The sequence below is a fragment of the Burkholderia singularis genome (genome assembly GCF_900176645.1).
GTDB classification, from domain to species: Bacteria; Pseudomonadota; Gammaproteobacteria; order Burkholderiales; family Burkholderiaceae; genus Burkholderia; species Burkholderia singularis.
Genome location: NZ_FXAN01000060.1, coordinates 17,103 through 42,546 on the forward strand (window position 1 = coordinate 17,103; position 25,444 = coordinate 42,546).

Consider the following 25,444-nt stretch of genomic DNA (forward strand, 5'->3'; position numbering starts at 1 on the left):
ACGCGCACGCTGGCAGGACGTGCCAGCCGCCGGCCGTCGCCGGCGACGTATTCCAGTCACCAGGAGAGACAACCGTGAAAAATGCCGAACTGCATGCCCGCAAGAACGCCGCGACGCCGCGCGGCGTCGGCGTGATGTGCGATTTTTATGCCGCGCGCGCCGAAAACGCCGAGCTGTGGGACGTCGAGGGCCGCCGCTTCATCGATTTCGCCGCGGGCATCGCCGTGCTGAACACCGGCCACCGCCATCCGAAAATCGTCAAGGCGATCGCCGGGCAGCTCGAGCAGTTCACGCACACCGCGTACCAGATCGTCCCATACGCGTCGTATGTGGAGCTTGCCGAGAAGATCAACGCACGCGCGCCGATTGCGCAGCCGAAAAAAACGGCGTTCTTCACGACGGGGGCCGAAGCCGTCGAAAACGCCGTGAAGATCGCCCGCGCGCATACCGGCCGGCCGGGCGTGATCGCGTTCGCAGGCGGCTTCCACGGCCGCACGATGATGGGCATGGCGTTGACGGGCAAGGTCGCGCCGTACAAGCTCGGCTTCGGCCCGTTCCCGGGCGACGTGTTCCACGCGCCGTACCCGAACGCGCTGCGCGGCGTGAGCACCGCCGATTCGCTCGCCGCGCTCGACGCGCTGTTCAAGGCCGACATCGATCCGAAACGCGTCGCTGCCATCATCTTCGAGCCCGTGCAGGGCGAAGGCGGCTTCAATCCGGCACCCGCCGATTTCGTGCGCGCGCTGCGCAAGCTGTGCGACACGCACGGCATCCTGCTGATCGCCGACGAAGTGCAAACGGGCTTTGCGCGCACCGGCAAGCTGTTCGCGATGGAGCACTACGACGTCTGCGCCGATCTGCTGACGATCGCGAAAAGCCTGGCCGGCGGGATGCCGCTGTCGGGCGTGGTCGGCCGCGCGGACGTGATGGACGCGGCCGCGCCGGGAGGCCTCGGCGGCACCTATGCGGGCAATCCGCTCGCGATCGCGGCCGCGCATGCGGTGCTCGATGTGATCGACGGCGAAAAGCTCACCGAGCGCGCGGTCGTGCTAGGCGACAAGCTGAAGGCGAAGCTCGCCGCGCTGTCGGCCGAAGTCCCGCAGATTGCCGACGTGCGCGGTCCGGGTGCGATGGTCGCGGCGGAATTCGCCAATCCGGATACGCGGGCCCCGGACGCCGCGTTCGCCAAGCGCGTGCAGACGCTCGCGCTCGAGCGCGGCCTGCTGCTGCTGATCTGCGGCGTCGATTCAAACGTGATACGGTTCCTGTTCCCGCTCACCATCCCGGATGCCGTGTTCGACGAAGCGCTCGGCATTCTCGAGAGCGTGCTGAAGGAAGCGGTGGGCGTGCCCGCCTGAGTTTTCCGCGCCGCGCCACCACGGGCGGCGCGCTGCGCGCCGCGGCAATCCAGCTGCCGATGCCGCAGCGGCGCTTTCGCGAAGCCGCTGCCCTGAAACCGCCGCCTGCGTGCCGCGGCCGGCGCCGCCGGGCGCACCGCGTGCGGCGGCGCTCGTTTTTTCGAATATGGTCGACATACGATGAGCACAGATCACGAAACCCTCGCACTGAAAGATCCCGCGCTGCTGCGCGAACGCGCGTTCATCGCGGGCGAATGGCAAGCCGCCGACGGCGGCCGCAGCTTCGAAGTACGCAATCCGGCAACGGGCGGGCTGCTCGGCACGGTGCCCGCGATGGGCGCGGCCGAGACGCGCCGCGCGATCGACGCGGCAAACGCTGCATGGCCCGCGTGGCGCAAGCGCACCGCGAAAGAGCGCGCGGCGATCCTGCGCCGCTGGCACGATCTGATGGTCGCGCACGCCGACGATCTCGCACTGATCCTGACCACCGAGCAAGGCAAATCGCTCACGGAAGCGAAAGGCGAAATCGTCTATGCGGCGGCGTTTCTCGAATGGTTCGCGGAGGAAGGCAAACGCGTGTACGGCGACACGATCCCGACGCCGGCCGCCGACCGCCGGATCGTCGTGACGAAGGAGCCGATCGGCGTATGCGCGGCGATCACACCGTGGAATTTCCCGGCGGCGATGATCACGCGCAAGGTCGGACCGGCGCTTGCGGCCGGCTGCCCGATCGTCGTGAAGCCGGCCGAGGCGACGCCGTTCACGGCGCTCGCGCTCGCCGTGCTGGCCGAGCGCGCGGGCGTGCCGCCGGGCGTATTCAGCGTCGTCACCGGCGATCCGAAGGAGATCGGCGGCGAACTGACGTCGAACCCGCTCGTGCGCAAGCTGTCGTTCACCGGCTCGACGCCGGTCGGGCGCCTGCTGATGGCGCAATGCGCCTCGACGGTCAAGAAGGTTTCGCTCGAACTCGGCGGCAATGCGCCGTTCATCGTGTTCGACGACGCGGATCTCGATGCGGCAGTCGAAGGCGCGATCGCGTCGAAGTATCGCAATAGCGGGCAGACCTGCGTGTGCACGAACCGCTTTTACGTGCACGAGAAAATCTACGACGCGTTCGCAGAAAAACTCGCCGCGGCCGCCTCGAAACTCAAGGTCGGCCCCGGCACCGAAGCGGGCGTCATGCAGGGGCCGCTCATCAACGAGGCAGCGGTCCAGAAGGTCGAATCGCACATCGCGGACGCGCTCGCCAAAGGCGCGCGCGTCACGGCGGGCGGCAAGCGCCACGCGCTCGGTCATGGCTTTTTCGAGCCGACCGTGCTGACAGGCGTCACGTCCGACATGAAGGTTGCAAGGGAAGAGACGTTCGGGCCGCTCGCGCCGCTGTTCAAGTTCTCGACCGAAGACGAAGCGATCCGTTATGCGAACGACACCGAGTTCGGCCTTGCCGCATACTTCTACAGCCGCGACATCGGCCGCGTATGGCGCGTCTCCGAGGCGCTCGAATACGGGATGGTCGGCATCAATACCGGACTGATCTCGAACGAAGTCGCGCCGTTCGGCGGCGTCAAGCAATCCGGGCTCGGACGCGAAGGCTCGCACTATGGGATCGACGATTACGTCGTGATTAAATACATGTGCGTTGCGATATGACGGCGTGCGGCCGCGCTCGATGAGCCATCGCACAGGAGCCCTTGCAGACAACGCTGCCGCGCTCGCGGCAGCGTTGTTTTCGGGACCTGCCGTTTCGCTGTTTCGAAGGAGCCGGGTGATATGGGCGTGAAGGAAACCCTGTCTGCATTGATGGCCAGTCACGACACTGCGCCGGACGACGCCAAGCGTCAGCTATGGCAACTCGTCGAACAGGAGATGCCGTTCGAACTCCTGCCGCAGCTCAGTTGGCTAGGCAATCACGTGATCGGCGAGTTGCTGCGCGAGTGGCCGCAGGCGTCGCGCTTTCAGCAAAAGCTGACGTCGCAGCGCGCCGACGTCAGCGTCGCGGTGTGGCGCAATGCGGCCGTCGCCGCGCTGATGGCCGGCGATCCGGTTCGAGCGTATGCGCTGGAACTGCGGATGCAGCGCGATGGCCTTTGCGCGGTGCAAGCGGCCATGGTCGTGCGCCTGGCGGTGATCGGCCACGCGCTTCGCGGCGGCGAACCGGAGCAAGGCGCGGCCGCGCTGACGACGATATTCGGCTGGCTCGACACGCAACACGAGCGCGGCGCTGCCGATGCGATGCTCGCCGCCGGATTGAACAATGCCGTCTCCGCGCTGCTGGACGTCGACGATACAAGCATCGAGCGCAGCGACGCGATCCGGCATGCCATCGCGCAAGGTGCGCGTTTGTGCCGCGACTTATGGCAGCGCGCCGGCACCTGGATCAACGAAGCGCGCGCGGACTATCTGTGCGCACTCGCCCATGCCCGCCTCGGGCAACCTCGAGAGGCGCTGGCCGCCGCCGAGCGCGGACTGAAAGTCATCGAAGCTCACGGCGACGAAGAAATCGACCGCGCATTCCTGCTGCTCCAGGCCGGCCGCGCGCGGATCTCGCTCGGCGACGCAACCGAGGGCCAACGCCAGATCGATGAGGCGGCACGGCTCGCCGCCGGCTGGAACGACCCATCGCTGACGAACGAGTTCGACGAGAAGGCAGCGTCCATTCGCCGCGCCGCGAGCTGACTCGTATGAAAGCATCCGTATGCTGCCCGGACGATCGGCAGCACAAAGCATTCGGCTCGCGAATTGCACCGCGGCGTCGATGCGAACCATCGCGAAACGGCAAGTGATGCACGCGAGCCGCCGTCACGCTCCCGAGCCGCCTAGCCGCAACAACGTTTGCCGCCGCTTCACACCCGTTGCGCGCCGTCAACGAAACACACTGACCGCATCGACCAGCAGCGTCGCCTGCTGCCTGAGACTCGTGGAGGCTGCCGAGCTTTGCTCGACGAGCGCCGCGTTGTGCTGCGTGATGTCGTCCAGATGAACCACCGCGCGATCGATCTGCGCGACGCCGGCGCTCTGCTCCATCGTCGACGCGCTGATCTGCGCGATCAGATCCGACACGTGCTGCACCTGCGCGACGATGTCGTCCATCGTCCTGCCGGCGTCGTCGACCGTTCGAGCGCCCGACGCGATCTGCTCGACGCTCGCGCCGATCAACGCCTTGATCTCCTTGGCCGCACTCGCGCTGCGCTGCGCGAGCGCCCGCACCTCGCCCGCGACCACCGCGAAGCCCCGTCCCTGTTCGCCCGCGCGAGCCGCTTCGACGGCCGCGTTCAATGCCAGAATGTTGGTCTGAAACGCGATGCCGTCGATCACACCGGTAATCTCCGAGATCCTCCGCGCGCTCGCCGTAATGTCCCCCATCGTGTTGACCACTTCGCGCACGGCCTGCCCGCCGCGTTGCGCCGCGTCGCTCGCCGACGCCGACAGCCGGTTCGCGTGCGTTGCCGTTTGCGCGTTGCTCGACACCGCCGCCGTCATTTGCGTCATCGACGCGGCCGTCTGCTGAACGCTCGTCGCCGCCTGCTCGGTGCGGGCGCTCAGATCGTCGTTGCCTTGCGCGATCTCGTTGATCGCGCGCTGTACGTTGAGCACCTGCTCGCTGATATCGTCGACGAGCCAGCGAAACATCAGCCCAAGCTGATTGACCGTGCGCAGCGTCATGCCGATTTCGTCGACCCGGTTCATCTGCACGCCGTCCCGGTTCGCGCCGGTCGCGACGTCGAGCGCCTGCCGGCGCAATGCGCGCAACGGCCGGACGATCTGCGCATCGAGCCACCATGCGGCCAGCGCCACGCCGCCAAGCGTCGCGCCGGCAAGCTGCGCAAGCGTCGCGCTCGGCACGCCTGCCGCCCACGCAGCGCCGGCAATCGTCGGCACGAGCGCTGCCATCGGCAAAAGAACCCGCGCGCGCACCGGCATCGTCTGCAACAGCGATGTCACGCACAGCCATCCGCTGCGCACGATCAAACCCTTGTAGAAACGCCGGCGGCCGGCGCGCTGTTCGCGAAAGTCGCGATAAAGCTGTTCGGCAGCGGCAACCTCGTCGCGCGACGCCCTGGTGCGCACCGACATATAGCCTTGCGTCTGCCCGTGCCGTATGACCGGCACCGCATTCGCGCGCACCCAGTAGTGGTCGCCGTCCTTGCGGCGATTCTTGACGAGCGCGCTCCACGGCTCGCCGCCTTGCAGCGTCGACCACATATCGACAAATGCGTCGCCCGGCATGTCAGGATGCCTGACGACGTTGTGCGGCTGACCGATAAGGCCTTCACCCGAAAAACCGCTGACTTGGACGAACATCGCATTCGCATACGCGATACGGCCGTGCGCATCAGTTGTCGACATCAGCGTCGCATCGTGCGGAAAATCGAATTCATGTTGAGTGACAGGTTGATTGTGACGCATGCGCGCTCCGTTGTTGGAATTTCGATCGGCCTTCTTTTTGGATTTTTTGTCAATCGCTCAACAAAGGCCGTCGCAAACGGAGAGAAAGATCCGCTGAATACCAGTCGCTCTCCATACCCTCCGCCGACGCCGTTGGCCGACAATTGTTGAATATTTGATGTAAACCAGCCGGGCTTTTCTGATTTTCATCAAATCATTATCAATGAATTACAAGGCGAATTTAAAAATAGAATATTCACGCACTTACAGTAATTCGCTCGATTGCCGAAAACACGTCGAAATGCCGGTGGCAAACCAAAAAGAAAACGGCCCGCGCTCTTGCGAGCACGGGCCGCTTCGATAAAAACGCGATCGCCGGTGCGAATCAGACCCGCTCGATCGCGATCGCAATGCCCTGACCGACGCCAATGCACATCGTGCACAGCGCATAACGGCCCTTCGTGCGCTGCAACTGGTACGTCGCGGTCGTCACGAGCCGCGCGCCGGATGCGCCGAGCGGATGCCCGAGCGAAATCGCGCCGCCGTTGGGATTCACGCGAGGATCGTCGTCCGCGACGCCGAGCAGCCGCAATACCGCGAGCGCCTGGGACGCAAAGGCCTCGTTCAACTCGATCACGTCGAACTGGTCGAGCGTCATACCCAGCCGCGCGAGCAGCTTCTGCGTCGCGGGCGCGGGGCCAATGCCCATCACGCGCGGCGCAACGCCCGCCGTCGCAATCCCGAGCACCCGCGCACGCGGCACGAGCCCGTGACGCCGCGCGGCGTCCTCGCTCGCGACGAGCAGCGCGCATGCGCCGTCATTGACGCCCGACGCGTTGCCCGCGCTCACCGTGCCATCCGCACGCACGACGCCCTTGAGCTTCGCGAGCGCTTCGAGCGACGTCTCGCGCGGATGCTCGTCGCGCGAAACCGTGACCGGGTCGCCCTTTTTCTGCAGAACCGTTACCGGCGTGATTTCCTGCGCAAGCGTGCCGTCCTGCTGCGCGCGCAGCGCCTTCTGATGACTGCGCAGCGCAAACGCGTCCTGGTCGGCGCGGCTCACGCGATAGTCTTCGGCAACGTTTTCGCCCGTCTGCGGCATCGAATCGACACCGTACTGCTGCTTCATCAACGGGTTGATGAAACGCCAGCCGATGGTCGTGTCGAAGATTTCGGCCTGACGCGAAAACGCGCTCGTCGCCTTGCCCATCACGAACGGCGCGCGGCTCATGCTTTCGACGCCGCCCGCGATCATCAGGCCGGCCTCGCCCGCCTTGATCGCGCGCGCGGCAACACCGATCGCGTCCATGCCCGAGCCGCAGAGGCGGTTGATCGTCGCGCCCGGCACGTCTTGCGGCAAGCCGGCGAGCAACAGCGACATCCGCGCGACATTGCGGTTGTCTTCGCCCGCCTGGTTCGCGCAGCCGTAGATCACATCGTCCACCGCCGCCCAATCGACATCGCGGTTGCGCTCGATGAGCGTCTTGATCGGCACCGCGCCAAGGTCGTCGGCCCTGACGGCGGACAGCGAGCCGCCATAGCGGCCGATCGGCGTGCGAATCGCATCGCACAGGAATGCTTCGGTCATGTTCGTCTCCGGGAAATCCGATTGCGCGAGCCAGTGCAGCGGCAATCATCGGCGCCGCTCGCGCCGGCATTTGTTCTTTCTACGAACTTTAGATCGTTAATCGAACGTCTTTTAAGATCATAAGGACCGCTCGGGGTTCCGTCAAGCAACGCGCCCACGGCGCACGGCCATCATGCTTGACAAACGTATCGATCACATCGATTGCATCGGCAGACGTAACGCATGCCGGATTAGATGAAAAATTCGACTACTGCGGAAAAAACTGATACTGCGAAATAGTCAGTGGCGCTATATTAGGACTGCGCAGCGTATTCCGTATTCAATCATGGAAACTTTTACACGCTGAGCGTTTGAAACGCATTAGGTCACGGCGGCACTGCATATACGGCACGCAGCCAAGGCCACAAGCATCGCGGCGGGGATGCCGCGCTTTTACGTTGCAATCCACGAGGGGACTTCATAATGCAAACGTTGTCGATGAAACAATGCATCCAAATCAACGGCGGGGCTAACCTGATTGACGGAACTTTCAACTTGCTCGGCGGGACGTTTTCCATCAACAGCGATTCGTTGGGCACATTGCTCAACAATACGAATACGCTGGTGGTCAACGCAAACAAATGGCTGACCAATCCGAAAGGACAACTTTCGGCGACGAAGGGCTAACCGGGCCTGCGCCCGGGCAATGGCGAGCCGCCCCCGAAGCCCTGCCGGGTATTCGGCGGGCGGCTCGCCGAATTTGACCGACCGTCGAAATGACAACGCCGTGACAAACGGCAGCGCATGCGGTCGGTGAAAGTCATTCGTCGGCCCCCTTCCCCCGAATTACAGTAAAACCCGCACCGTGCAAGCCGCCCCGCTCGAATCTCGAAGCGAGCGTCGCCATTTGCCTTTTCCGGCCTGCGCTCCATCTTCGTTGCCGCTGTAGTCTGCCACGCGGGACGCATCGCACCGTCGCCCCGCCCAGCGGTCGCCGGCCGGCAAATAACCGGCCAGAATCGGTATCCGCTCGGCACCAAGTTGGCGCAACCCGACCCCATGCGCTAATCTTCTTGGCTGCACATCGTATCCACCCATCATGAGTACAGATCTTCCGGCCAAACCTGGTGACTCCTACGTCCAATCGTTCGCGCGTGGTCTCGCGGTGATCCGCGCGTTCGACACGGAGCATCCCGAGCAGACGCTCACCGAGGTCGCAGCCGCGACCGGCCTGACGCGGGCGGGCGCCCGGCGCATCTTGTTGACGCTGCAAACGCTCGGCTATGTCGAGGCAGACGGCCGCCTGTTCCGGCTGACGCCGAAAATCCTCGATCTCGGGTTCGCGTATCTGACCTCGATGCCGTTCTGGAATCTCGCGGAGCCGGTGATGGAGCAGCTCTCGGCGCGCATCCATGAAAGCTGCTCGGCAGCCGTGCTCGATCACACCGAGATCGTCTATGTGTTGCGCGTGCCGACGCATAAGATCATGACGATCAATCTATCGATCGGCAGCCGGTTGCCTGCGTATTGCACGTCGATGGGCCGCGTGCTGCTCGCGTCGCTCGATGATGCGAAGCTCGACGAGACGCTCGCGCAAAGCACGCTGCGCGCCTACACGCCGCGCACGATCACCGATCCCGATGCGCTGAAGAGCGCGATCGCGCAAGTGCGCAGCCAAGGCTGGGCACTCGTCGACCAGGAACTCGAGGTCGGCCTGATCTCGCTGTCGGCGCCGATTCGCAATCGACGTGGCCAGACGATCGCCGCGATGAACATCAGCGGCAACGCGCAACGGCATACCGCCAAGCAGATGGTGAAGGCGTTCGTCGAGCCGCTGCTCGAAGCTGCACAGACGGTGTCCGCACTCGTCGCCCGGCGTGGTTGACGGACACGCGTGCATTCATCGCATCGCTATTGATCGACCGGCTGCGGCTCGCGCAGCCGGTTTTGCACGCGCTGCGCATCGAAATAATGCGCGTTGGCGGGCCGCTTCAAGTAACGTCCCGCTCCACGCTGCGCGCGCAAATCGCCGTCCGTCCACACAAGCTCGCCCTGCGACAACGTATGGGTTGCCACCCCGCGCACGGTCATTCCTTCGAATACATTGAAGTCGACATTCTGATGATGCGTCTTCGCCGAGATCGTGCGCGTTGCCGTCGGATCCCAGACAACGAGATCGGCGTCCGCCCCCACGGTAACCGTACCCTTACGCGGGTACAGATTGAAAATTTGCGCGGCATTCGTCGACGTCACGCGAACGAACTCATTCGGCGTCAGACGTCCCGTATTGACGCCCTGATCCCACAGAATCGACATTCTGTCCTCCACACCGCCGCAACCGTTCGGAATCCTGCTGAAATCGTCCCGGCCCATCGCCTTTTGCGATGCGCAGAACACGCAATGGTCCGTCGCCGTCGTTTGCAGATTGCCCGCCTGCAAGCCGCGCCATAACGCGTCGCGATGCTCTTGCGTGCGGAACGGCGGGCTCATCACGTGCGCGGCCGCGCGCGTCCAGTCGGAATCGCGATACACAGATTCGTCGACCACGAGATGCCCGGCGAGCACTTCGCCGAACACGCGCAGACCGTCGGCACGCGCGCGCGTGATCGCATCGAGCGCATCCTTGGCCGATACGTGAACGATATAAACCGGCACGCCCAGCACCTGCGCGATCCGGATGGCGCGATGCGCGGCCTCGCCTTCAACCGCAGGCGGCCGCGACAAAGGATGCGCTTGCGGCCCGGTGATTCCGCGAGCAAGCAGTTGTTTCTGCAACCGGAACACCAATTCGCCATTCTCCGCATGAACGGTCGGCAATGCACCTAACTCGAACGCGCGCGAGAAGCTGTTCACGAGAATCTCGTCGTCGGCCATGATCGCGTTCTTGTACGCCATGAAGTGCTTGAAGCTCGACACGCCGTGCTCGTGTACGAGCATGCCCATATCCCGATGCACGCTGTCGTCCCACCACGTCACCGCGACATGAAAAGCGTAATCGGCGGCGGCCTTCTCCGCCCAGCCGCGCCATTTTTTGAACGCATCGATGAGCGGCTCTTTCGGATTGGGGATCACGAAATCGATGATCGTCGTCGTGCCGCCCGCCAGCCCGGCCGCGGTGCCGGTGTAGAAATCGTCGCTCGCGGTCGTGCCCATGAACGGCAGCTCCATGTGCGTATGCGGATCGATGCCGCCCGGCATCACCAACTGGCCGCCCGCGTCAACCACGTTCGCCCCCGCCGGCACATCGAGGTCGGAGCCGATCTGGCGGATCACGCCGCCCTCGGCCGCGGATGCGCACAGCACATCCGCGCGATAACTGCGGTCCGCATCGACGACGGTGCCGCCCCGAATCAATATCGTCATGATGTTTGTCTCCTGGTCCTGTGCATTGCAGAATGCCGCCCGCGCGTCGCGAGAACGGCAGCCCCGTTCACGCGAGCGCCGGCCTCGCGCGGCGCGACAGCGCCATCCATACGCCATACACGCACGCGGCAACCACGAGCCCGACGAACCACGCATACGTATAAAGCAGCTTGAACCACGGCGCGACGCCGGCAAACGCCGCCGGAAACGCCTCGTGCAGAAAGCCCGGCAGGTTCGGCAGCACGCCGAGCACGAGCGCCGCGAGTGCCGCGACATTCCAACCGCCAACGTAGGCATAGTCGCCATGCTCGTCGAACAGTTGCGCGATGTCGATCCGCGTGCGCCGAATCCAGAAATAATCGACCATCATGATCCCGGCGACCGGTCCGAGCAGCGCCGAATAGCCGATCAACCAGGTGAAGATGTAGCCGTCCGTGGTTGCGAGAATCTTCCACGGCATCATCAGAATCGCGAGCGCGGCGGTCATGAGGCCGCCTGTCCGGTATGAAATCGCGCGCGGCCACAGGCTCGAAAAATCATAGGCGGGGCCGACGAGATTCGCCGCGAGATTGCAGCACATCGTATCGAGCGTCAGGATCACGAGCGCGAGGCCGACGCCCACGCCTTCCATCCGGCTCGCAAGATCGATCGGATCCCAAATTGCTTTGCCGTAAATCACGACACTCGCCGACGTGACGACCACCGAGATCACCGACAGCAGCGCCATCGGTACCGGCAAGCCAATCGCCTGGCCGACCATCTGATCCCGCTGGCTGCGCGCGAAACGGGTGAAATCCGGAATATTGAGCGCGAGCGTCGCCCAGAAACCAACCATCGCGGTCAAACCGGGCCAGAAGGTCGCCCAGAACTGGCCCGCCCTCTTGCCGCCCGCGGCAAATTGCGACGGCTGCGACAGCATGGTGCCGACGCCCCCTGCCTTCGCACACGCCCACCAGACGAGCGCCACGCACATCACGAGCTTGATCGGCGCGGACCAGCTTTCAAGCCACCGGATCGATTCCGTGCCATGCACGACAAAGTAGAGCTGCAACGCCCAGAAGCCGAGAAAGCACGCCAGCTGGCCTGCCGAGATGCCGGCGAGCGGCAACGCATCGCCGTGCAGCGCGTTGCCGGTCAGGATATTGAGCAGCGTGTAGATTGCACTGCCGCCGAGCCAGGTCTGAATGCCGTACCAGCCGCATGCGACAACCGCGCGCAGCAACGCGGGCAGCTTGGCGCCCTGCGTGCCGAACGAAGTGCGCACGAGCACGGCGTAAGGAATCCCATATTTCGCGCCTGCGTGACCGATCAGCACCATCGGCACCAGCACGATCAGGTTACCTAACAATACCGTCAACACCGCCTGCGCGGGCGACATCCCCTGATCGGTCAGCCCTGCCGCAAGCATGTACGACGCAATGTTCATCACCATCCCGACCCATAGCGCCGCAAAATGCTGCCAGCGCCATGTGCGCTGCGCGGCGCTCGTCGGCGCGAGGTCGTCGTTGATGAGCGCGCCGGCCGGCATCCGCGCGCCGCCGGGAACCGCAGGATGACTCATTGCACCGCTCTCCTTGTCGAAGCGGCCGCCGGCAAGCCGGTTGCCGCGAATGGGACGTCTACGCGGCGCGCACCGGATTGTTCGGATGCGTGGTCCAGTTCGCGTAGGTGCCCGAATCGACGCGCTCCATCGTGATGCAGCCGTCGGCTGGACACACATGCAAGCACAAATTGCACCCGACGCAGTTCTCGTCGATGACTTCGAAGTGGCGGCGGCCGTCTTTCGTCGCGGTAATCGCCTGATGGGACGTGTCCTCGCATGCGATATGGCACAGCCCGCATTGAATGCAACGATCCTGATCGATGCGCGCCTTCACGTCGTAGCGCAGGTTCAGGTACTGCCAGTCGGTCACGTTCGGCACCGCACGACCACGAAAATCGTCGAGCGTCGCGTAGCCCTTCGCGTCCATCCAGTTCGACAGCCCGTCGATCATATCGTCGACGATCCGGAATCCGTAATGCATCGCTGCGGTGCAGACTTGAACCGACCCGGCTCCGAGCGCGATGAATTCCGCCGCGTCGCGCCAGTTCGAGATACCTCCGATTCCGGAAATCGGCAGGTTCGGCGTGCTGAGATCGCGCGCGATCTCGGCGACCATGTGCAGCGCGATCGGTTTCACCGCCGGCCCGCAATAGCCGCCGTGCGAGCCCTTGCCGTCGACGCTCGGCTGCGGTGCCATCAGATCGAGATCGACTGCGACGATCGAGTTGATCGTGTTGATCAGCGACACGCCGTCGGCGCCGCCCGCATGCGCCGCTCGCGAGCCGAGCCGGATGTCGGCGATGTTCGGCGTGAGCTTCACGAGGCACGGCAGGCGGCTACCCTCCTTGACCCAAGCCGTGACCATCTGAACGTACTCGGGCACCTGACCGACCGCCGCGCCCATTCCGCGCTCGCTCATTCCGTGAGGACAACCGAAATTCAGCTCGACGGCATCCGCGCCCGCGTCCTCGACCATCGGTAGAATCGATTTCCAGTCGCGCTCGTTGCATGGCACCATCAACGAGACAATCAACGCACGGTCCGGCCAAGCGCGCTTGATCTGCGCGATTTCCTTCAGATTCACGTCGAGCGGCCGGTCGGTGATCAGTTCGATGTTGTTTAGCCCCGCAAGCCGCTGGCCGTTGTAATGAACCGCGCCGTATCGCGAACTGACGTTGACGACATGCGGATCGAGCCCGAGCGTTTTCCACACGACGCCGCCCCAGCCGGCTTCGAATGCGCGATTCACGTTGTATGCCTTGTCGGTCGGCGGCGCCGACGCAAGCCAAAACGGGTTCGGCGAACGAATGCCGGCAAGCGTGCAACGAAGATCGGCCATCGTCATCTCCTTCTTGTTTCGGAAAATCGTTGGGTGCGCTACCGGAGCGCACGCAGAATCAGCCGCGCAGAAAACGATCGATGGCCCGCGCGGCGCGCTTGCCGTCCTCGACGGCCTGCACGGTCAGGTCTTCGCCCGCATGGTTCGTGCAATCGCCCCCCGCCCAGACGCCTGGCAGCGATGTCGCGCCATGCGCGTCCACGGCGATCCGGCCGCCGTCGAGCGCGAGCTGTGCCGCCAGGCCGTCGGACTCGAAGCGCTGACCGATCGCCTTCAGTACGACGTCCGCGTCGATCCGGAACGTGTCGCCAGTCGGCTCGACGCCGCCGGCCGGAGTCGCACGCATCGCGTCGAATTCGACCCCGCTCACCCGGCCGCCACCGCCCACGATGCGGGCCGGCCGTGCCCATTCGATCAACGTCACGCCGTTGCGCTGCGCGAACTCGCGCTCCGCGCCGGTCGCGCTCATCTGCATCGCGCCGCGCCGATACGCGATCGTCACTTGCAGCGCACCGAGCTTGCGGCTTTGCACGGCTGCATCGACCGCCGTATTGCCGCCGCCGATCACGACGACGCGCCGGCCGACCGGCACTTGCGACAGATCGTCCGCTTGCCGCAACCGCGCGATGAAATCGACCGCATCGATTACGCCGTCGAGCGTTTCGCCTTCTATGCGCAGCGCGTTCACGCCGGTGAGCCCGACACCGACGAATACCGCGTCGAATTCGGCACGCAGCGCATCGAGCGTCAGCTCGCGCCCGAGCGTCTGGTTCGCGCGCCATTCGATCCCGCCGATCGACAGCAGCCATGCGACCTCGCGTTGCGCGAACCCATCAACCGTTTTATAGGCGGCGATTCCGTATTCGTTGAGCCCGCCCGGCTTGCCGTGCGTATCGAAGATCACGACGTCATGGCCCGCGCGCGCGAGGCCGTGCGCGCAAGCAAGCCCGGCCGGCCCCGCGCCGATCACCGCGACACGCTTGCCGCTCGAGGCGGCGCGCTCGAACAGCGGCTTCTCGCCGGCCGCTTCGCGCGCGAACTGCCAGTCCGTCGCATACCGTTGCAGCGCGCCGATCTCAACCGGTTCGCCATCCTGATGATGGCGAACGCACGCTCCTTCGCACAGAATCTCCGTGGGACAAACGCGCGCGCACATTCCGCCGAGCGGATTCGCGGACAAGATGTCACGCGCCGCGCCCCGCAGGTTGTCGTTGCCGATCTTGCGGATGAAGCCTGGAATGTCGATTCCGGTCGGGCACGCGGCAATGCACGGCGCGTCATAGCAATAGTGGCAACGATCCGCGGCGACCCGCGCGGCACCCGTATCCAGCGGCGGCGCGACGTCCGCGAAATTGCATGCGAGCTGCGCGGCCGGCACGCGGCCCGCAGCGACATCGCCTATTTCCTTCCAGGACATGGGGACTCCTGTTTATGGTGAGGTGAAACGCCGGGCGCGCGGCCCCGCATCCGCCGCCGGACATCCGTTTTTTTCGACAAAAACGCTGCGCCCGCGCAGGGCCGCGCGAGATCAGCCCGGCTCGGATGCGCGCTCGAGCATCGCGTGCAGCAACACGTTCGCGCCCGCGGCGATCCATTCGGGAGTGGCGTCCTCGATTTCGTTATGACTGATCCCGCCGATGCATGGCACGAACACCATCGACGTCGGCGCGACCTGCGCGAGATAACACGCGTCATGTCCGGCGCCCGATACGATGTCGCGATGCGTATAGCCGAAGCGCTCCGCCGCCGCGCGCACCGAGCGCACGCAGCCGGCATCGAAAGCGACAGGTGCGTAATAGAAGATCTGATCGACCTGCGCATCGAGCTTGCCGTCGGCCGCGATCCGCGCAATGCCGGCGCGCAACTGCGCATCCATTTGCGCGAGCACATCGTCTTGCGGATGGCGGAAATCGACCGTGAAAAACACGCGCCCCGGAATCACGTTCCGCGAATTAGGATGTACCTGCATCATCCCGACCGTCGCGCACGCGAGCGGCGCATGGCGCAGGCCGATCTCGTTGACGAGCTGCACGACGCGCGACGCGCCGAGCAGCGCATCGCGGCGACGCGGCATCGGCGTCGGGCCGGCATGCGCCTCCTGGCCGCTCAGCACGACTTCATACCAGCGCTGCCCTTGTGCGTCCGTGACGACACCGATCGTCTTGCCCTCTGCCTCTAGAATCGGCCCTTGCTCGATATGCAGCTCGAAAGCCGCGTGGATCGGCCTGCCGCCGCACGGCAGATCGCCCGCATAACCGATGCGCGCCAATTCCTCGCCGATCGTCTTGCCGTCGACATCCTGACGCGACAAGCCATATTCGAGCGAAAACACGCCGGCAAACACGCCTGAGGCCACCATTGCGGGCGCGAAGCGCGAGCCTTCCTCGTTGGTCCAGATGACGGTTTCGATCGGCCGTTCGGTCTCGATGCCCAGATCGTTCAGAGTCCGAATCACTTCGAGGCCGCCGAGCACGCCGTAAATGCCGTCGAAGCGGCCGCCCGTCGGCTGGGAATCGGCATGCGAGCCGGTTATGACAGGCGGCAACGCATCGTTGCGGCCCTTGCGGCGCATGAACACGTTGCCCATGCGGTCGATGCTCACCGAGCAGCCCGCCTCCTTCGCCCAGCCGACGATCAGATCACGGCCCGCTCGATCGAGATCGGTCAGCGCGAGCCGGCAAACGCCCCCTTTTTCCGTCGCACCGATTTTCGCGAGTGCCATCAGGCTATTCCACAAACGCTCGCCGTCGACTTTCACCGAGGTCGACAGCGCGACTTCTGTCGTTGCAGTCATGGGTGTCTCTCCATCTGGTTCGAGATTGCGCGCGATGCGCTGCGGCGGCAAGCATGGCCGGCGAACGGAATCTATCGTGAGGGGCGCTTCCAATCCTGTCCGTATGGTCAGGTTATAACCGACCATATCGCCAATTTCAAACGTGTCAAAAACATGAGGCAGATGCATGGGCGGCGGCGAAATCGCGCTCCCGATACCGCCTCGAATACATCCGACAAAACGGCTCGACGCCAATCAGCCCGTTGCGGCGCATCCGCCTCGAGCATGCGCTCCGCGAGGTCAGGACGATCGCGGCTGATCGACAGCCATATCACAGCTACACGGTTTATATCAACGAACCCCTGAGAATTCAGAGGCAGTTCGTTATACAGAACGTCGATAAGCTCTATCCGCCAAGTGTCCCCTATTGGCTTACGCGCTCTGCACCAGCGTTTGATCGGAGGCAAAGAGGGTTTCCGATGGTTGCCTCGCTCACGGCCGTTGCGTTGCAGACATACAAATTTTCGTCACGCGTCGAGGAAAACTCGCTATGCACTTAAATACGAAACTTTCGGCTTTTGTCATCCTGGCAGGATTCGTCAGCGCGTCCGTGCTTGCTGCACCGGCCGCAGAAAGCGTCGAGCCGGCGGGAGCCACCCATTCCGTCGAAACACAAGCGCGCGGGCAATGGTTCAAACAGATCACGCAGATAGCATCGTCTGGCTTCGGATGCTTTCGCGCGTCTTATCCGAATCTTGTGTGGGAAAAAGTAACCTGCGGACAGGGTCCATCATTCAAGTCCACGCTGCCGTCGCCGTTGCAAACCACGTTGAACGCCTCGGGTGCGTCGCCCACGGCGGTGGACAACACGAACGGTTATACCCTGGTATCGAGCACTCCGATCAGTTCGGTAATCGGCATCTTTCCGTCCGTCACCGGCGTGGCGTCGATCACGGACCCCAGCCATCCAAGCGCGGCCAATCAGTATTCGATTCAACTGCTTACGAATACGGCCGTCACATCGGCCTGCAATAATGGCGCGACCAACTGCCGGGCCTTCCAGCGGTTTGTCTATTCGACGACGCTTCCCAATTCGCAGCCCGCCGCCGCCCTTCTTTACGGCGAATCCTGGCTGATGAACTATGGGAATTTCGGACCATGTCCCAGTAATTGGTCGGACGACGGCAAAGGTAATTGTTATATACGAGACACCTTTTACGATACGCCGGCGGTTCCCGCCACTGGGCTTGGAGGCGCGCAAACGAACGTCATCGCTTCGTCCAGCAACGGCTTTTCGTTTTACTTCCTCTACGGTAACTACGCTTACTTAATCACATCGCCCGATCGATTGAATATCATCCCGTCCTGGAAACAGGTGGCATTCAACGTTTTTGGCCGGGCTGACGGAAACGCATCCGGTATCGCGCAATTCAATCCTGGGTCGTCCGTGAAGTTGCAATTGATCAAGAACAGCAGCACCGCCAATCCCACTTGCGTGCGGCAATCGATCGGGCCGTTCAGTATCGCAGGCAACAACCTGAACCTGGGTAGCTGTACAACGGCCACCAACCAGATTCAATTCTCCGAATCGAACTGAAGGTTCAAGTCGGCGGATTCGACGATGCCGGCCGATGCGGCCCGCGCCACGCGTCCCGCAAACACGCATCCCATCATGGCGTCCGTGGAGCCACGTTTGGATGCCGATGCAATCAGATGCCGGGCAGCCGCGTCTACAATAGCCGCGAAGCGCCCGCACCCGCGGGTGCGGCCGCGCCTTATTCATCGATCGATCCATGCGAGACCCCGATCCGCCAACGCCCGCCGACGAACCCCAGCAGCCTGGCCGCCATGCGCGGCGCGAGCATGCCGCCGCGCCGCCCGTCGAGCGCCGCCGCAAAGCCGGCATTCGTGCATCGAACGAAGCTCAACTCGTCGCCTGTGCGGAAGCCGTATTCGCCGAGCGCGGCTTCGAAGGCGCGAGCACCGCGCTGATTGCCGAACGCGCCGGCCTGCCGAAAGCGAATCTGCACTATTACTTCCCGACCAAGCTTGCGCTGTACCGCCACGTGCTCGACGACATCTTCGAAGAATGGCACGCAGCCGCTGCGACGTTCGACGTCGGCGACGACCCAGTCGACGCGCTCGGCGGCTATGTGCGCGCGAAGATGGCGCTGTCGCGCCGAAGACCGCTCGGCTCGAAAGTTTGGGCCAACGAAATTATCAGCGGCGCGCCGCACATGCAGGACATCTTGCGCGAACGCGTGAAGCCCTGGCTCGAAACGCGCGTCGCGCTGATCGAGCGCTGGATCGCGCTCGGGCTTGTCGCACCCGTCGAACCCAAGACGCTGCTATTCATGATCTGGGCAACGACCCAGCATTACGCCGACTTCGATGCGCAGATCGAAGCCCTTGCCGGCAAACGCACGCTATCGGCCAAAGCATTCGGCAGCACGACTGACGAAGTCGTGCGTCTGATCCTGCGCGCATGCGGCGCGCGCAGGCCCGGCGCGGCATCGGCGCACGAGTAGCCGCGGCGGCGCTACACGCGTGGTCACGGCCGGCAACGGCACGTGACGCTTCGCTGGGCGCCCGGATTGTGCGATGCGGCAATCCGTTCGCATCGCGCGCCGGGGCCGGCCGAATCGGCATTTCGGTGCGCGGCGCAAAGCCTCGGCGTATCCTTTCGCCAGCCCATCATCAGCTTTCATCTACGTCGCGAACCCAATAAACACTGCGTGTGCGGCCCGATCGCCATTCGGGCATTTACTAAGCATCCGTCAACAATTTTGTCTTGATACTCTTAATGCGCCCTCCGTTCGGCACGGACGCAGGCACCGCCCGGCCGGCAACCGCGCCGGGCAACATGAAATTGGCGGCGTAACCGCACGCAATCATCGAACTACGACTACGTATAACGAGGTACCAACAGTGAAAAAAATCTTGGCGGCTTTGACCGTGACCCTGCTGGCGGTATCGGCGGGCAGCGCTTACGCGAAGGACTGGTCGACGATTCGCTTCGGCGTCGATCCGAGCTACCAGCCTTTCGAGTCGAAAGGGCCGGACGGCAAGGTGGTCGGGTTCGACATCGATCTCGGCAACGAAATCTGCAAGCGCCTGAATGCAAAGTGCGTGTGGATTGAAAACGACTTCGACGGCCTGATTCCGGCGCTGAAGGCACGCAAGTTCGATGGCGTGCTGTCGTCGCTGACCATCACGCCGCAGCGTGAAGAGCAAATCGCGTTCTCCGCCAAGCTGTTCGATACGCCGACGCGCCTCGTCGCGAAGAAGGGCTCGAACCTGCAGCCGACCGCAGAATCGATGAAGGGCAAATCCATCGGCGTCGAGCAGGGCACCATTCAGGAAACTTACGCGAAGACCAATTGGGCGCCGAATGGCGCGAAGGTCGTGCCTTATCAGAACCAGGACCAGGTTTACGCGGACCTTCAGACCGGGCGCCTCGACGCCGCCTTGCAAGACGAAGTGCAAGCCGACATCGGCTTTTTGAAGACGCCGCGCGGCGCAGGCTTCGAATTCGCCGGCAAGGAAATTCCGACGGGCTCCGCCGCAATCGGTCTGCGCAAGGAAGACACCGATCTGAAGACGAAGATCGACGGCGCGATTGCGGCGATGGTCAAGGACGGCACGTACAAGAAGATCTCGAAGAAGTATTTCGACTTTGACGTCTACGGCAAGTAAGCGTTAGCGGCATGGGCGGCGCGTCCGCGATGCCGGACGCGCACGGCCGCGCGCTCGGGATTGCTTCGGTTCTCGCCGCATGCGCTCGAGCGCGGCTGCGCCGCGAACCGACATGTCGGACGAACAAACGCGCCCGGCCAACTGCAACCGAGGGATAACGCGCTTCCCAACGGGCCCCCGAGAATCCGGATTTCGTCGGCCACGCCCCATTGAACTTCGCGCCGAATCAACAAACACCATACCGGCGAAAATCCATTTGCGCTGATCCGGGACAAAATGGCTTCACCCGGAATTCACTGTCGGCTTCATCCGAAACATGAAATCGACATACGCTCGGCCCGGAATTTTCGAGACCCGAACCGGGCGCATTCGCGCCGGTTGACGCCCGCCGTTTGCGCCTGCCGTCTGCGAGGCGATGGAAACGGCATCGTTATCATTCTATTTATCGCTCCAATGCGCCAACCGTCAGCATCGCCCCTATCGGGCAGTCAGCGATTCGCAATCCATATTGGAAAACATCGATAAAAACAACATCGCCGCCCATTCACGCTGAGCGGTTTTGTCAAAGGCTTCGTGCTTTTCGATCCGGCATTCTGCCGTTATGTCGGCCCGTCGCGTAAAACCAACGACAATACAGCCCTGGCCGACGCTGTATTATCCCAACCGATTTTCCCCAACCCCTCAGGCTTATTGAATGCAGACGCTCGACGCGGCAATTCTTCCGATACTCATTGCGCTTCTGGCAGGATACGTAAGCGGACGGATCATCGGCCAAACGGTCCGAACCGTCCTGGTGCGCCTCATCGCGCCGCTCGTTTGGCTGCTCCTGCTGTCGATCGGGCATGAATTCGGCCATGTGCTCAGCCAAGCCTCCGAGGTGGGCTATGTCGTTGCGCTGGCGCTCATGTTCGCCGCGTTGACGACCTTCATCCCGTGGCTCTTGATCGTGCTGGTTCATCGCCCCGAGACGATGCGCGACGGCTCCGCGGGCCAGCGGCACGGGCCGGTCCGGGCGATTCTGAAACCGCTGAAGGAATGCGCGATCGCACTTCTGATGGTGGCGATCGGCGTGACGATCAGCGTCGTAACGATGCCCGCGTGGCTCCTCAAGCTTCCGCTACCGTCGACCAACCAGCTGCTCTACGCATTGATCTGGCTGGTAGGCGTCGATTTGATCTCAATCGACGTCAACCGTCAGGTGCTATCGCTGCGCACGCTCGCCGTGCCGATTCTCGTGATACTGGGATCGTGGGCCGGCGGCGCGATCGCATCGACGCTCGGCGGCACGCCGTTTGGGGTGGCGCTGGCGCTGTCGAGCGGCTTCGGATGGTTCACGCTGTCCGGCGTGCTGGTGGCGAAATACCTGGGCAGCACCTATGGCACGGTTGCGTTGCTCACCGATCTGTTCAGGGAACTGTTCGCCATCGTGTTGCTGTATAGCGCCGGAGCGCGTTTCGCTCATCCGTGCATCGGCGCGAGCGGCGCAACGGCCTTGGACTCGACGCTCCCGATCATCAAGCAGACGTGCAGGCCGATCGAGATTCCGGTCGCGCTCGTCAGCGGTCTCATCCTGACCCTGATCGCGCCATTCCTCATCACGCTCTTTCTGATGAAATAAGGGCGGGCTGCTCGACACCATGACCGGCAACGGCAACGCATCGTGCCGTCAAATCGGCGGCATGCCGCGGCCGGTTGCGCGAAGCACGCGCCGCCGCTCTGCGCACGCCCTCGGCAGCGCCGAACCGACACTCGCATACACCCCCGCATCGCCGAGCAACGCCCCCCGAAACTGCGCCGTGCGTTTGATGCATCCGCGGCAGCCAACGTACAATCGTCATCTCACTGACATCGAACTCACGCCGCGGCTGCGCCGCGCATTCCGATCATGCAAACGCAGACCCATCCGTTGATTTCGCCCGCCATCGGCACGGCTCGCCAGATCACCAGCTTCCACTACGGCCCGCGCAGCGGGAAGAAGGTCTATATTCAGGCGTCGTTGCACGCGGACGAATTGCCTGGCATGCTCGTCGCAACCCTGCTGCGCCGCAAGCTCGAGAAGCTCGAAGCCGCTGGCAGATTGCGTGACGAAATCGTCGTCGTGCCGATCGCGAATCCGATCGGCCTCTCGCAGCACGTGTTCGGCGACCATCTCGGCCGCTTCGAACTCGGCTCGATGCAGAACTTCAACCGCAATTTCCACGATCTGGCGGCGCTCGCGCTCCCGCGCGTCGAAGGCCGCTTGACGCACGATGCAACAAAGAACCTCGCCGCCGTGCGCGCCGCGATCCGCGAAGCGCTCGATGCGCAGAAGCCGCGCACCGAGCTTGAATCGCAACGGCTCGCGCTGCAGCGGCTATCCTACGACGCCGACGTCGTGCTCGACCTGCATTGCGATTCCGATGCGGTCATGCACCTGTATACGAATCCGGATCTCTGGGAAGAAGTCGAGCCGCTTGCGCGCTACCTGGGCGCAAAGGCATCGCTGCTCGCGCTGAACTCGGTGGGCAATCCGTTCGACGAAATCCACAGCTTCTGCTGGTCAGAGCTGCGCAGCCGCTTCGGCGAGCGCTATCCGATTCCGAATGGTTCGATCTCGGTGACGGTCGAGCTGCGCAGCGAGCGCGACGTGTCATATGCGCTCGCCGAGCACGATGCGCAGGCGCTCGTCGACTATCTGACGCTGCGCGGCGCCATCGAAGGCACGCCCGCGCCGCAGCCGCCGCTCGAATTCGCGGCAACACCGCTTGCAGGCACCGAACCGCTCGTCGCGCCAGTCTCGGGCATCATCGTTTTCCACACGCCGGTAGGCGTGTGGATCGAAGCGGGCCAAGCGGTCGTCGATATCGTCGATCCGCTGACCGAGCGCGTCATTACGTTGAAGAGCAGCGTGTCCGGCGTGCTGTACGCACGCCAGATCGCGCGTTTCGCGACAGCCGGCATGGAAATCGCGCGGATCGCCGGAGCGACGCCGTTCCGGACCGGTTCGCTTTTGTCGGCTTGAGCCGGCGGGGCATGGGCGGCGCTTGCCTAAAAGCACGCGCCGCCCATGCCCATCAAAACGCCGGAACGATCGCGCCGTTGAACTTCGTTTCGATGAACTTGCGCACTTCGTCCGATTCATACGCGGCGACGAGTTTCTTCACCCAAGGCTTGTCCTTGTCCTGCGTGCGCACGGCGATCAGGTTCGCGTATGGCCCCTTCAGATCCTCGATTGCGATCGCATCCTTCACCGGCGTCAGCCCGGCCTTCACCGCGTAGTCGGTGTTGATCGATGCAGCGTCCAGATCCGGCAGCGCGCGCGGCAGTTGCGCGGCGTCAAGTTCGACGAGCTTGAGCTTTTTCGGATTTTCCGCGACGTCGAGCGGCGTCGCATTCGCGCCGGTCCCCGCCTTCAACTTGATCAGCCCGTATTTCTGCAACAGCCTCAGCGCACGATTGCCGTTCGACGGATCGTTCTGAATCCCGACCTTCGCACCGGCCGGCAGATCCTTGAGCGATTTGTATTTCTTCGAGTAAAAGGCCATCGGCATCACGTAGGTCAACCCGACGCTGACGATCTTATAGCCGCGCTTGTCGATCTCGCTGTCGAGGAACGGCTGATGCTGAAAACCGTTCGCATCGAGATCGCCCGCGGCAAGCGCCGCATTCGGCTGCACGTAATCGTTGAATTCGATCACCTTGAGCGCGAGCCCGTCGCGCGCGGCGACTTTCGTCACCACCGACCAGATGTCCGCATCCGGGCCGCTCATCGTGCCGACCTTCAGTGCCGTGCCATCCGCATGTGCGAGCGTTGCCGCCAACGCCAACGCCGCGCCGCCCGCCAGCCGGCGGAAGATCGAAGTCAATCTCTGCATGGTGTTCCCTTCCGATCCCGATTGATTGTCCGTTGAAAGCGCGCATCGTCGCATGCCGCGCCGCAGGGGCCAACCAAGCGATTTTCATACAGATATTCCAGCGCGCGGGCGCACCGCCCGGTTCACGGCAGCGCCGAACCGCCATGCGCATGCTGGCGGTCCAGTGTGGCGCGGGCGCGACATCCAGACATTGTGACAGCCGTTGTCATATTCATTAAGTGCGCCATCGATACAGTTCGCTTCCGTTCCTTCCAGGCGCCTTAAAGAGCGTCGCGGAACCCACCTTTTCTACTCGTCGGAGATTTCCTTGAACAAGAAACTGTTGACCACCGCTATCCTCGCAGCAACGGCGAGCGCGGCGCATGCGCAAAGCAGCGTCACCCTGTACGGCATCATCGATGCCGGTATCAGCTATGTGAACCACAGCAAGAACGCAACCGGCGGCTCGAGCAAGCTCTTCAAGTATGACGACGGCGTCGCGCAAGGCAGCCGCTGGGGCCTGCGCGGCACCGAAGATCTGGGCGGCGGTCTGCGCGCGATCTTCGTGCTCGAAAACGGCTTCAACAGCGGCAACGGCACGATCGGCCAGGGCGGCGCGATCTTCGGCCGTCAAGCTTACGTGGGCCTGTCGCAACAAGCATACGGCACGCTGACGTTTGGTCGCCAGTACTCGTTCTCGACCGACATCCTCGGCTCGAACTACTCGACGGGCGGCAACACGGTCGCGGGCAACTACGCGTACCACGTCAACGATATCGACCAGCTTACGTCGAGCCGCATCAACAACGCGGTGAAGTTCCAGAGCGCGAACTACGCCGGCTTCACGTTCGGCGCGTTGTACGGCTTCTCGAACTCGACGAACTTCGCCGGCGCGCCGGCGACGACGGCGGGCACGACGACCACGCCCGGTTCGTCGCGCGCGTACAGCTTCGGCCTGAACTATGCGAACGGCCCGATCGGCATCGGCGCGGCATACACCGACATCCGCTATCCGAGCCAAGCCACGCCGGCATTCTCGACGACGGTCGCGAACATCGGCCTCGGCACGGTGCGCGATCTGCGCAGCTACGGCGTCGGCGCACGCTACATCTGGGGTCCGGCGTCGCTCTGGGCACTGTGGACGCGCACGCAATTCGACGCTGTGGGCGCGGCGGGCGCGGCATACAACGCCTACGAAGGCGGCGCGAAGTATGCATTCACGCCGGCGCTGTCGGCTGCGGTCGGCTACACGTATTCGAACCTGACCCGTGCGGGCCAGTCGTATCACTGGAACCAAGTCAACACCGCGCTCGACTACGCGCTCAGCAAGCGCACGGACGTGTACGGCCTTGTCGTCTACCAGCAAGGTTCGGGCAACGGCGTGCAGGCGCAGATCGGCTCGTCGACGAGCTACTTCAACACGTCGGGCACGGGTTCGAAGAACCAGATCGCCGCGCGCGTCGGTATCCGCCACAAGTTCTGAGCCAGCGCTCGGCAATTCGCGGCATATCGCGGCAAAACGCCCCGCACTTCGTGCGGGGCGTTTTTTTTGCGCCTTTTAAGTTTCGCTTAATTCTGAATTGAGA

General features: G+C 63.6%; 19 protein-coding genes. 11 read left to right on the forward strand and 8 right to left on the reverse strand.

Annotated elements, in window-relative coordinates:
* Positions 1 to 74 precede the first annotated feature (74 nt).
* The 3 genes from BSIN_RS12835 to BSIN_RS12845 all read left to right on the forward strand — a co-directional run bounded on the left by BSIN_RS12835 (position 75) and on the right by BSIN_RS12845 (position 4,034).
* Complete coding sequence (locus BSIN_RS12835) at positions 75 to 1,358, forward strand: 4-aminobutyrate--2-oxoglutarate transaminase (RefSeq protein ID WP_089340796.1); 1,284 nt, start codon at positions 75 to 77, stop codon at positions 1,356 to 1,358.
* Between the two features lie 180 nt (positions 1,359 to 1,538).
* On the forward strand, positions 1,539 to 3,008 hold the full coding sequence (locus BSIN_RS12840) for an NAD-dependent succinate-semialdehyde dehydrogenase (protein ID WP_069236257.1): 1,470 nt from the start codon (positions 1,539 to 1,541) through the stop codon (positions 3,006 to 3,008).
* Positions 3,009 to 3,128: 120 nt separating this feature from the next.
* Complete coding sequence (locus tag BSIN_RS12845; RefSeq protein WP_089340797.1) at positions 3,129 to 4,034, forward strand: hypothetical protein; 906 nt, start codon at positions 3,129 to 3,131, stop codon at positions 4,032 to 4,034.
* Between the two features lie 186 nt (positions 4,035 to 4,220).
* Here the strand turns inward: BSIN_RS12845 and BSIN_RS12850 are convergent, their stop codons facing one another.
* Together BSIN_RS12850 and pcaF are read right to left on the reverse strand one after the other, a co-directional pair.
* Entirely contained in the window at positions 4,221 to 5,765 is a 1,545-nt protein-coding gene (locus BSIN_RS12850) for a methyl-accepting chemotaxis protein (protein ID WP_089340798.1), read from the reverse strand.
* A 364-nt stretch (positions 5,766 to 6,129) separates the two neighbouring features.
* Positions 6,130 to 7,332, reverse strand: coding sequence for a 3-oxoadipyl-CoA thiolase (gene pcaF / locus BSIN_RS12855; RefSeq protein WP_089340813.1), 1,203 nt, complete (start codon positions 7,330 to 7,332; stop codon positions 6,130 to 6,132).
* A 462-nt stretch (positions 7,333 to 7,794) separates the two neighbouring features.
* Here pcaF and BSIN_RS12860 point away from each other — a divergent pair, with 462 nt between their 5' ends.
* Together BSIN_RS12860 and BSIN_RS12865 are read left to right on the forward strand one after the other, a co-directional pair.
* On the forward strand, positions 7,795 to 7,998 hold the full coding sequence (locus BSIN_RS12860; protein ID WP_059512793.1) for a hypothetical protein: 204 nt from the start codon (positions 7,795 to 7,797) through the stop codon (positions 7,996 to 7,998).
* A gap of 412 nt (positions 7,999 to 8,410) precedes the next feature.
* Positions 8,411 to 9,196: an IclR family transcriptional regulator gene (locus tag BSIN_RS12865; protein WP_059512791.1), complete on the forward strand. Its 786-nt coding sequence runs from the start codon at positions 8,411 to 8,413 to the stop codon at positions 9,194 to 9,196.
* 26 nt (positions 9,197 to 9,222) lie between these two features.
* Here the strand turns inward: BSIN_RS12865 and hydA are convergent, their stop codons facing one another.
* From hydA to BSIN_RS12890, 5 genes are all read right to left on the reverse strand, one after another.
* On the reverse strand, positions 9,223 to 10,674 hold the full coding sequence (hydA, locus tag BSIN_RS12870) for a dihydropyrimidinase (protein WP_089340800.1): 1,452 nt from the start codon (positions 10,672 to 10,674) through the stop codon (positions 9,223 to 9,225).
* Between the two features lie 67 nt (positions 10,675 to 10,741).
* Complete coding sequence (locus BSIN_RS12875) at positions 10,742 to 12,235, reverse strand: NCS1 family nucleobase:cation symporter-1 (RefSeq protein WP_089340801.1); 1,494 nt, start codon at positions 12,233 to 12,235, stop codon at positions 10,742 to 10,744.
* 58 nt (positions 12,236 to 12,293) lie between these two features.
* Positions 12,294 to 13,556, reverse strand: coding sequence for an NAD-dependent dihydropyrimidine dehydrogenase subunit PreA (preA, locus tag BSIN_RS12880; RefSeq protein WP_089340814.1), 1,263 nt, complete (start codon positions 13,554 to 13,556; stop codon positions 12,294 to 12,296).
* 58 nt (positions 13,557 to 13,614) lie between these two features.
* Positions 13,615 to 14,973 (reverse strand): NAD(P)-dependent oxidoreductase, encoded by a 1,359-nt coding sequence (locus tag BSIN_RS12885; protein WP_089340802.1) that lies wholly within the window; start codon positions 14,971 to 14,973, stop codon positions 13,615 to 13,617.
* A gap of 111 nt (positions 14,974 to 15,084) precedes the next feature.
* Positions 15,085 to 16,350: a Zn-dependent hydrolase gene (locus tag BSIN_RS12890; RefSeq protein ID WP_069236263.1), complete on the reverse strand. Its 1,266-nt coding sequence runs from the start codon at positions 16,348 to 16,350 to the stop codon at positions 15,085 to 15,087.
* Between the two features lie 529 nt (positions 16,351 to 16,879).
* Between BSIN_RS12890 and BSIN_RS12895 the strand changes: the two genes are divergently transcribed.
* The 5 genes from BSIN_RS12895 to BSIN_RS12920 all read left to right on the forward strand — a co-directional run bounded on the left by BSIN_RS12895 (position 16,880) and on the right by BSIN_RS12920 (position 23,026).
* A complete protein-coding gene (locus tag BSIN_RS12895; RefSeq protein ID WP_089340803.1) occupies positions 16,880 to 17,926 on the forward strand; it encodes a hypothetical protein in 1,047 nt (348 codons plus the stop codon).
* Positions 17,927 to 18,122: 196 nt separating this feature from the next.
* Positions 18,123 to 18,857 carry a TetR/AcrR family transcriptional regulator gene (locus tag BSIN_RS12900; protein ID WP_059512780.1) on the forward strand — a complete coding sequence of 245 codons (735 nt, stop codon included), beginning with the start codon at positions 18,123 to 18,125 and terminating at the stop codon, positions 18,855 to 18,857.
* A 400-nt stretch (positions 18,858 to 19,257) separates the two neighbouring features.
* The gene (locus tag BSIN_RS12905) at positions 19,258 to 20,025 is read left to right on the forward strand and encodes an ABC transporter substrate-binding protein (RefSeq protein WP_089340804.1); all 768 of its coding nucleotides are present in this window, start codon (positions 19,258 to 19,260) and stop codon (positions 20,023 to 20,025) included.
* Between the two features lie 694 nt (positions 20,026 to 20,719).
* A complete protein-coding gene (locus tag BSIN_RS12910; RefSeq protein ID WP_089340805.1) occupies positions 20,720 to 21,643 on the forward strand; it encodes a LysO family transporter in 924 nt (307 codons plus the stop codon).
* Between the two features lie 267 nt (positions 21,644 to 21,910).
* The gene (locus BSIN_RS12920) at positions 21,911 to 23,026 is read left to right on the forward strand and encodes a succinylglutamate desuccinylase/aspartoacylase family protein (RefSeq protein WP_069236267.1); all 1,116 of its coding nucleotides are present in this window, start codon (positions 21,911 to 21,913) and stop codon (positions 23,024 to 23,026) included.
* 52 nt (positions 23,027 to 23,078) lie between these two features.
* On the opposite strand, the gene BSIN_RS12925 is transcribed toward BSIN_RS12920, so the two are convergent.
* The gene (locus BSIN_RS12925) at positions 23,079 to 23,879 is read right to left on the reverse strand and encodes a MetQ/NlpA family ABC transporter substrate-binding protein (protein WP_089340807.1); all 801 of its coding nucleotides are present in this window, start codon (positions 23,877 to 23,879) and stop codon (positions 23,079 to 23,081) included.
* A 307-nt stretch (positions 23,880 to 24,186) separates the two neighbouring features.
* Between BSIN_RS12925 and BSIN_RS12930 the strand changes: the two genes are divergently transcribed.
* Positions 24,187 to 25,341: a porin gene (locus BSIN_RS12930; protein ID WP_059512768.1), complete on the forward strand. Its 1,155-nt coding sequence runs from the start codon at positions 24,187 to 24,189 to the stop codon at positions 25,339 to 25,341.
* Positions 25,342 to 25,444: the final 103 nt, after the last annotated feature.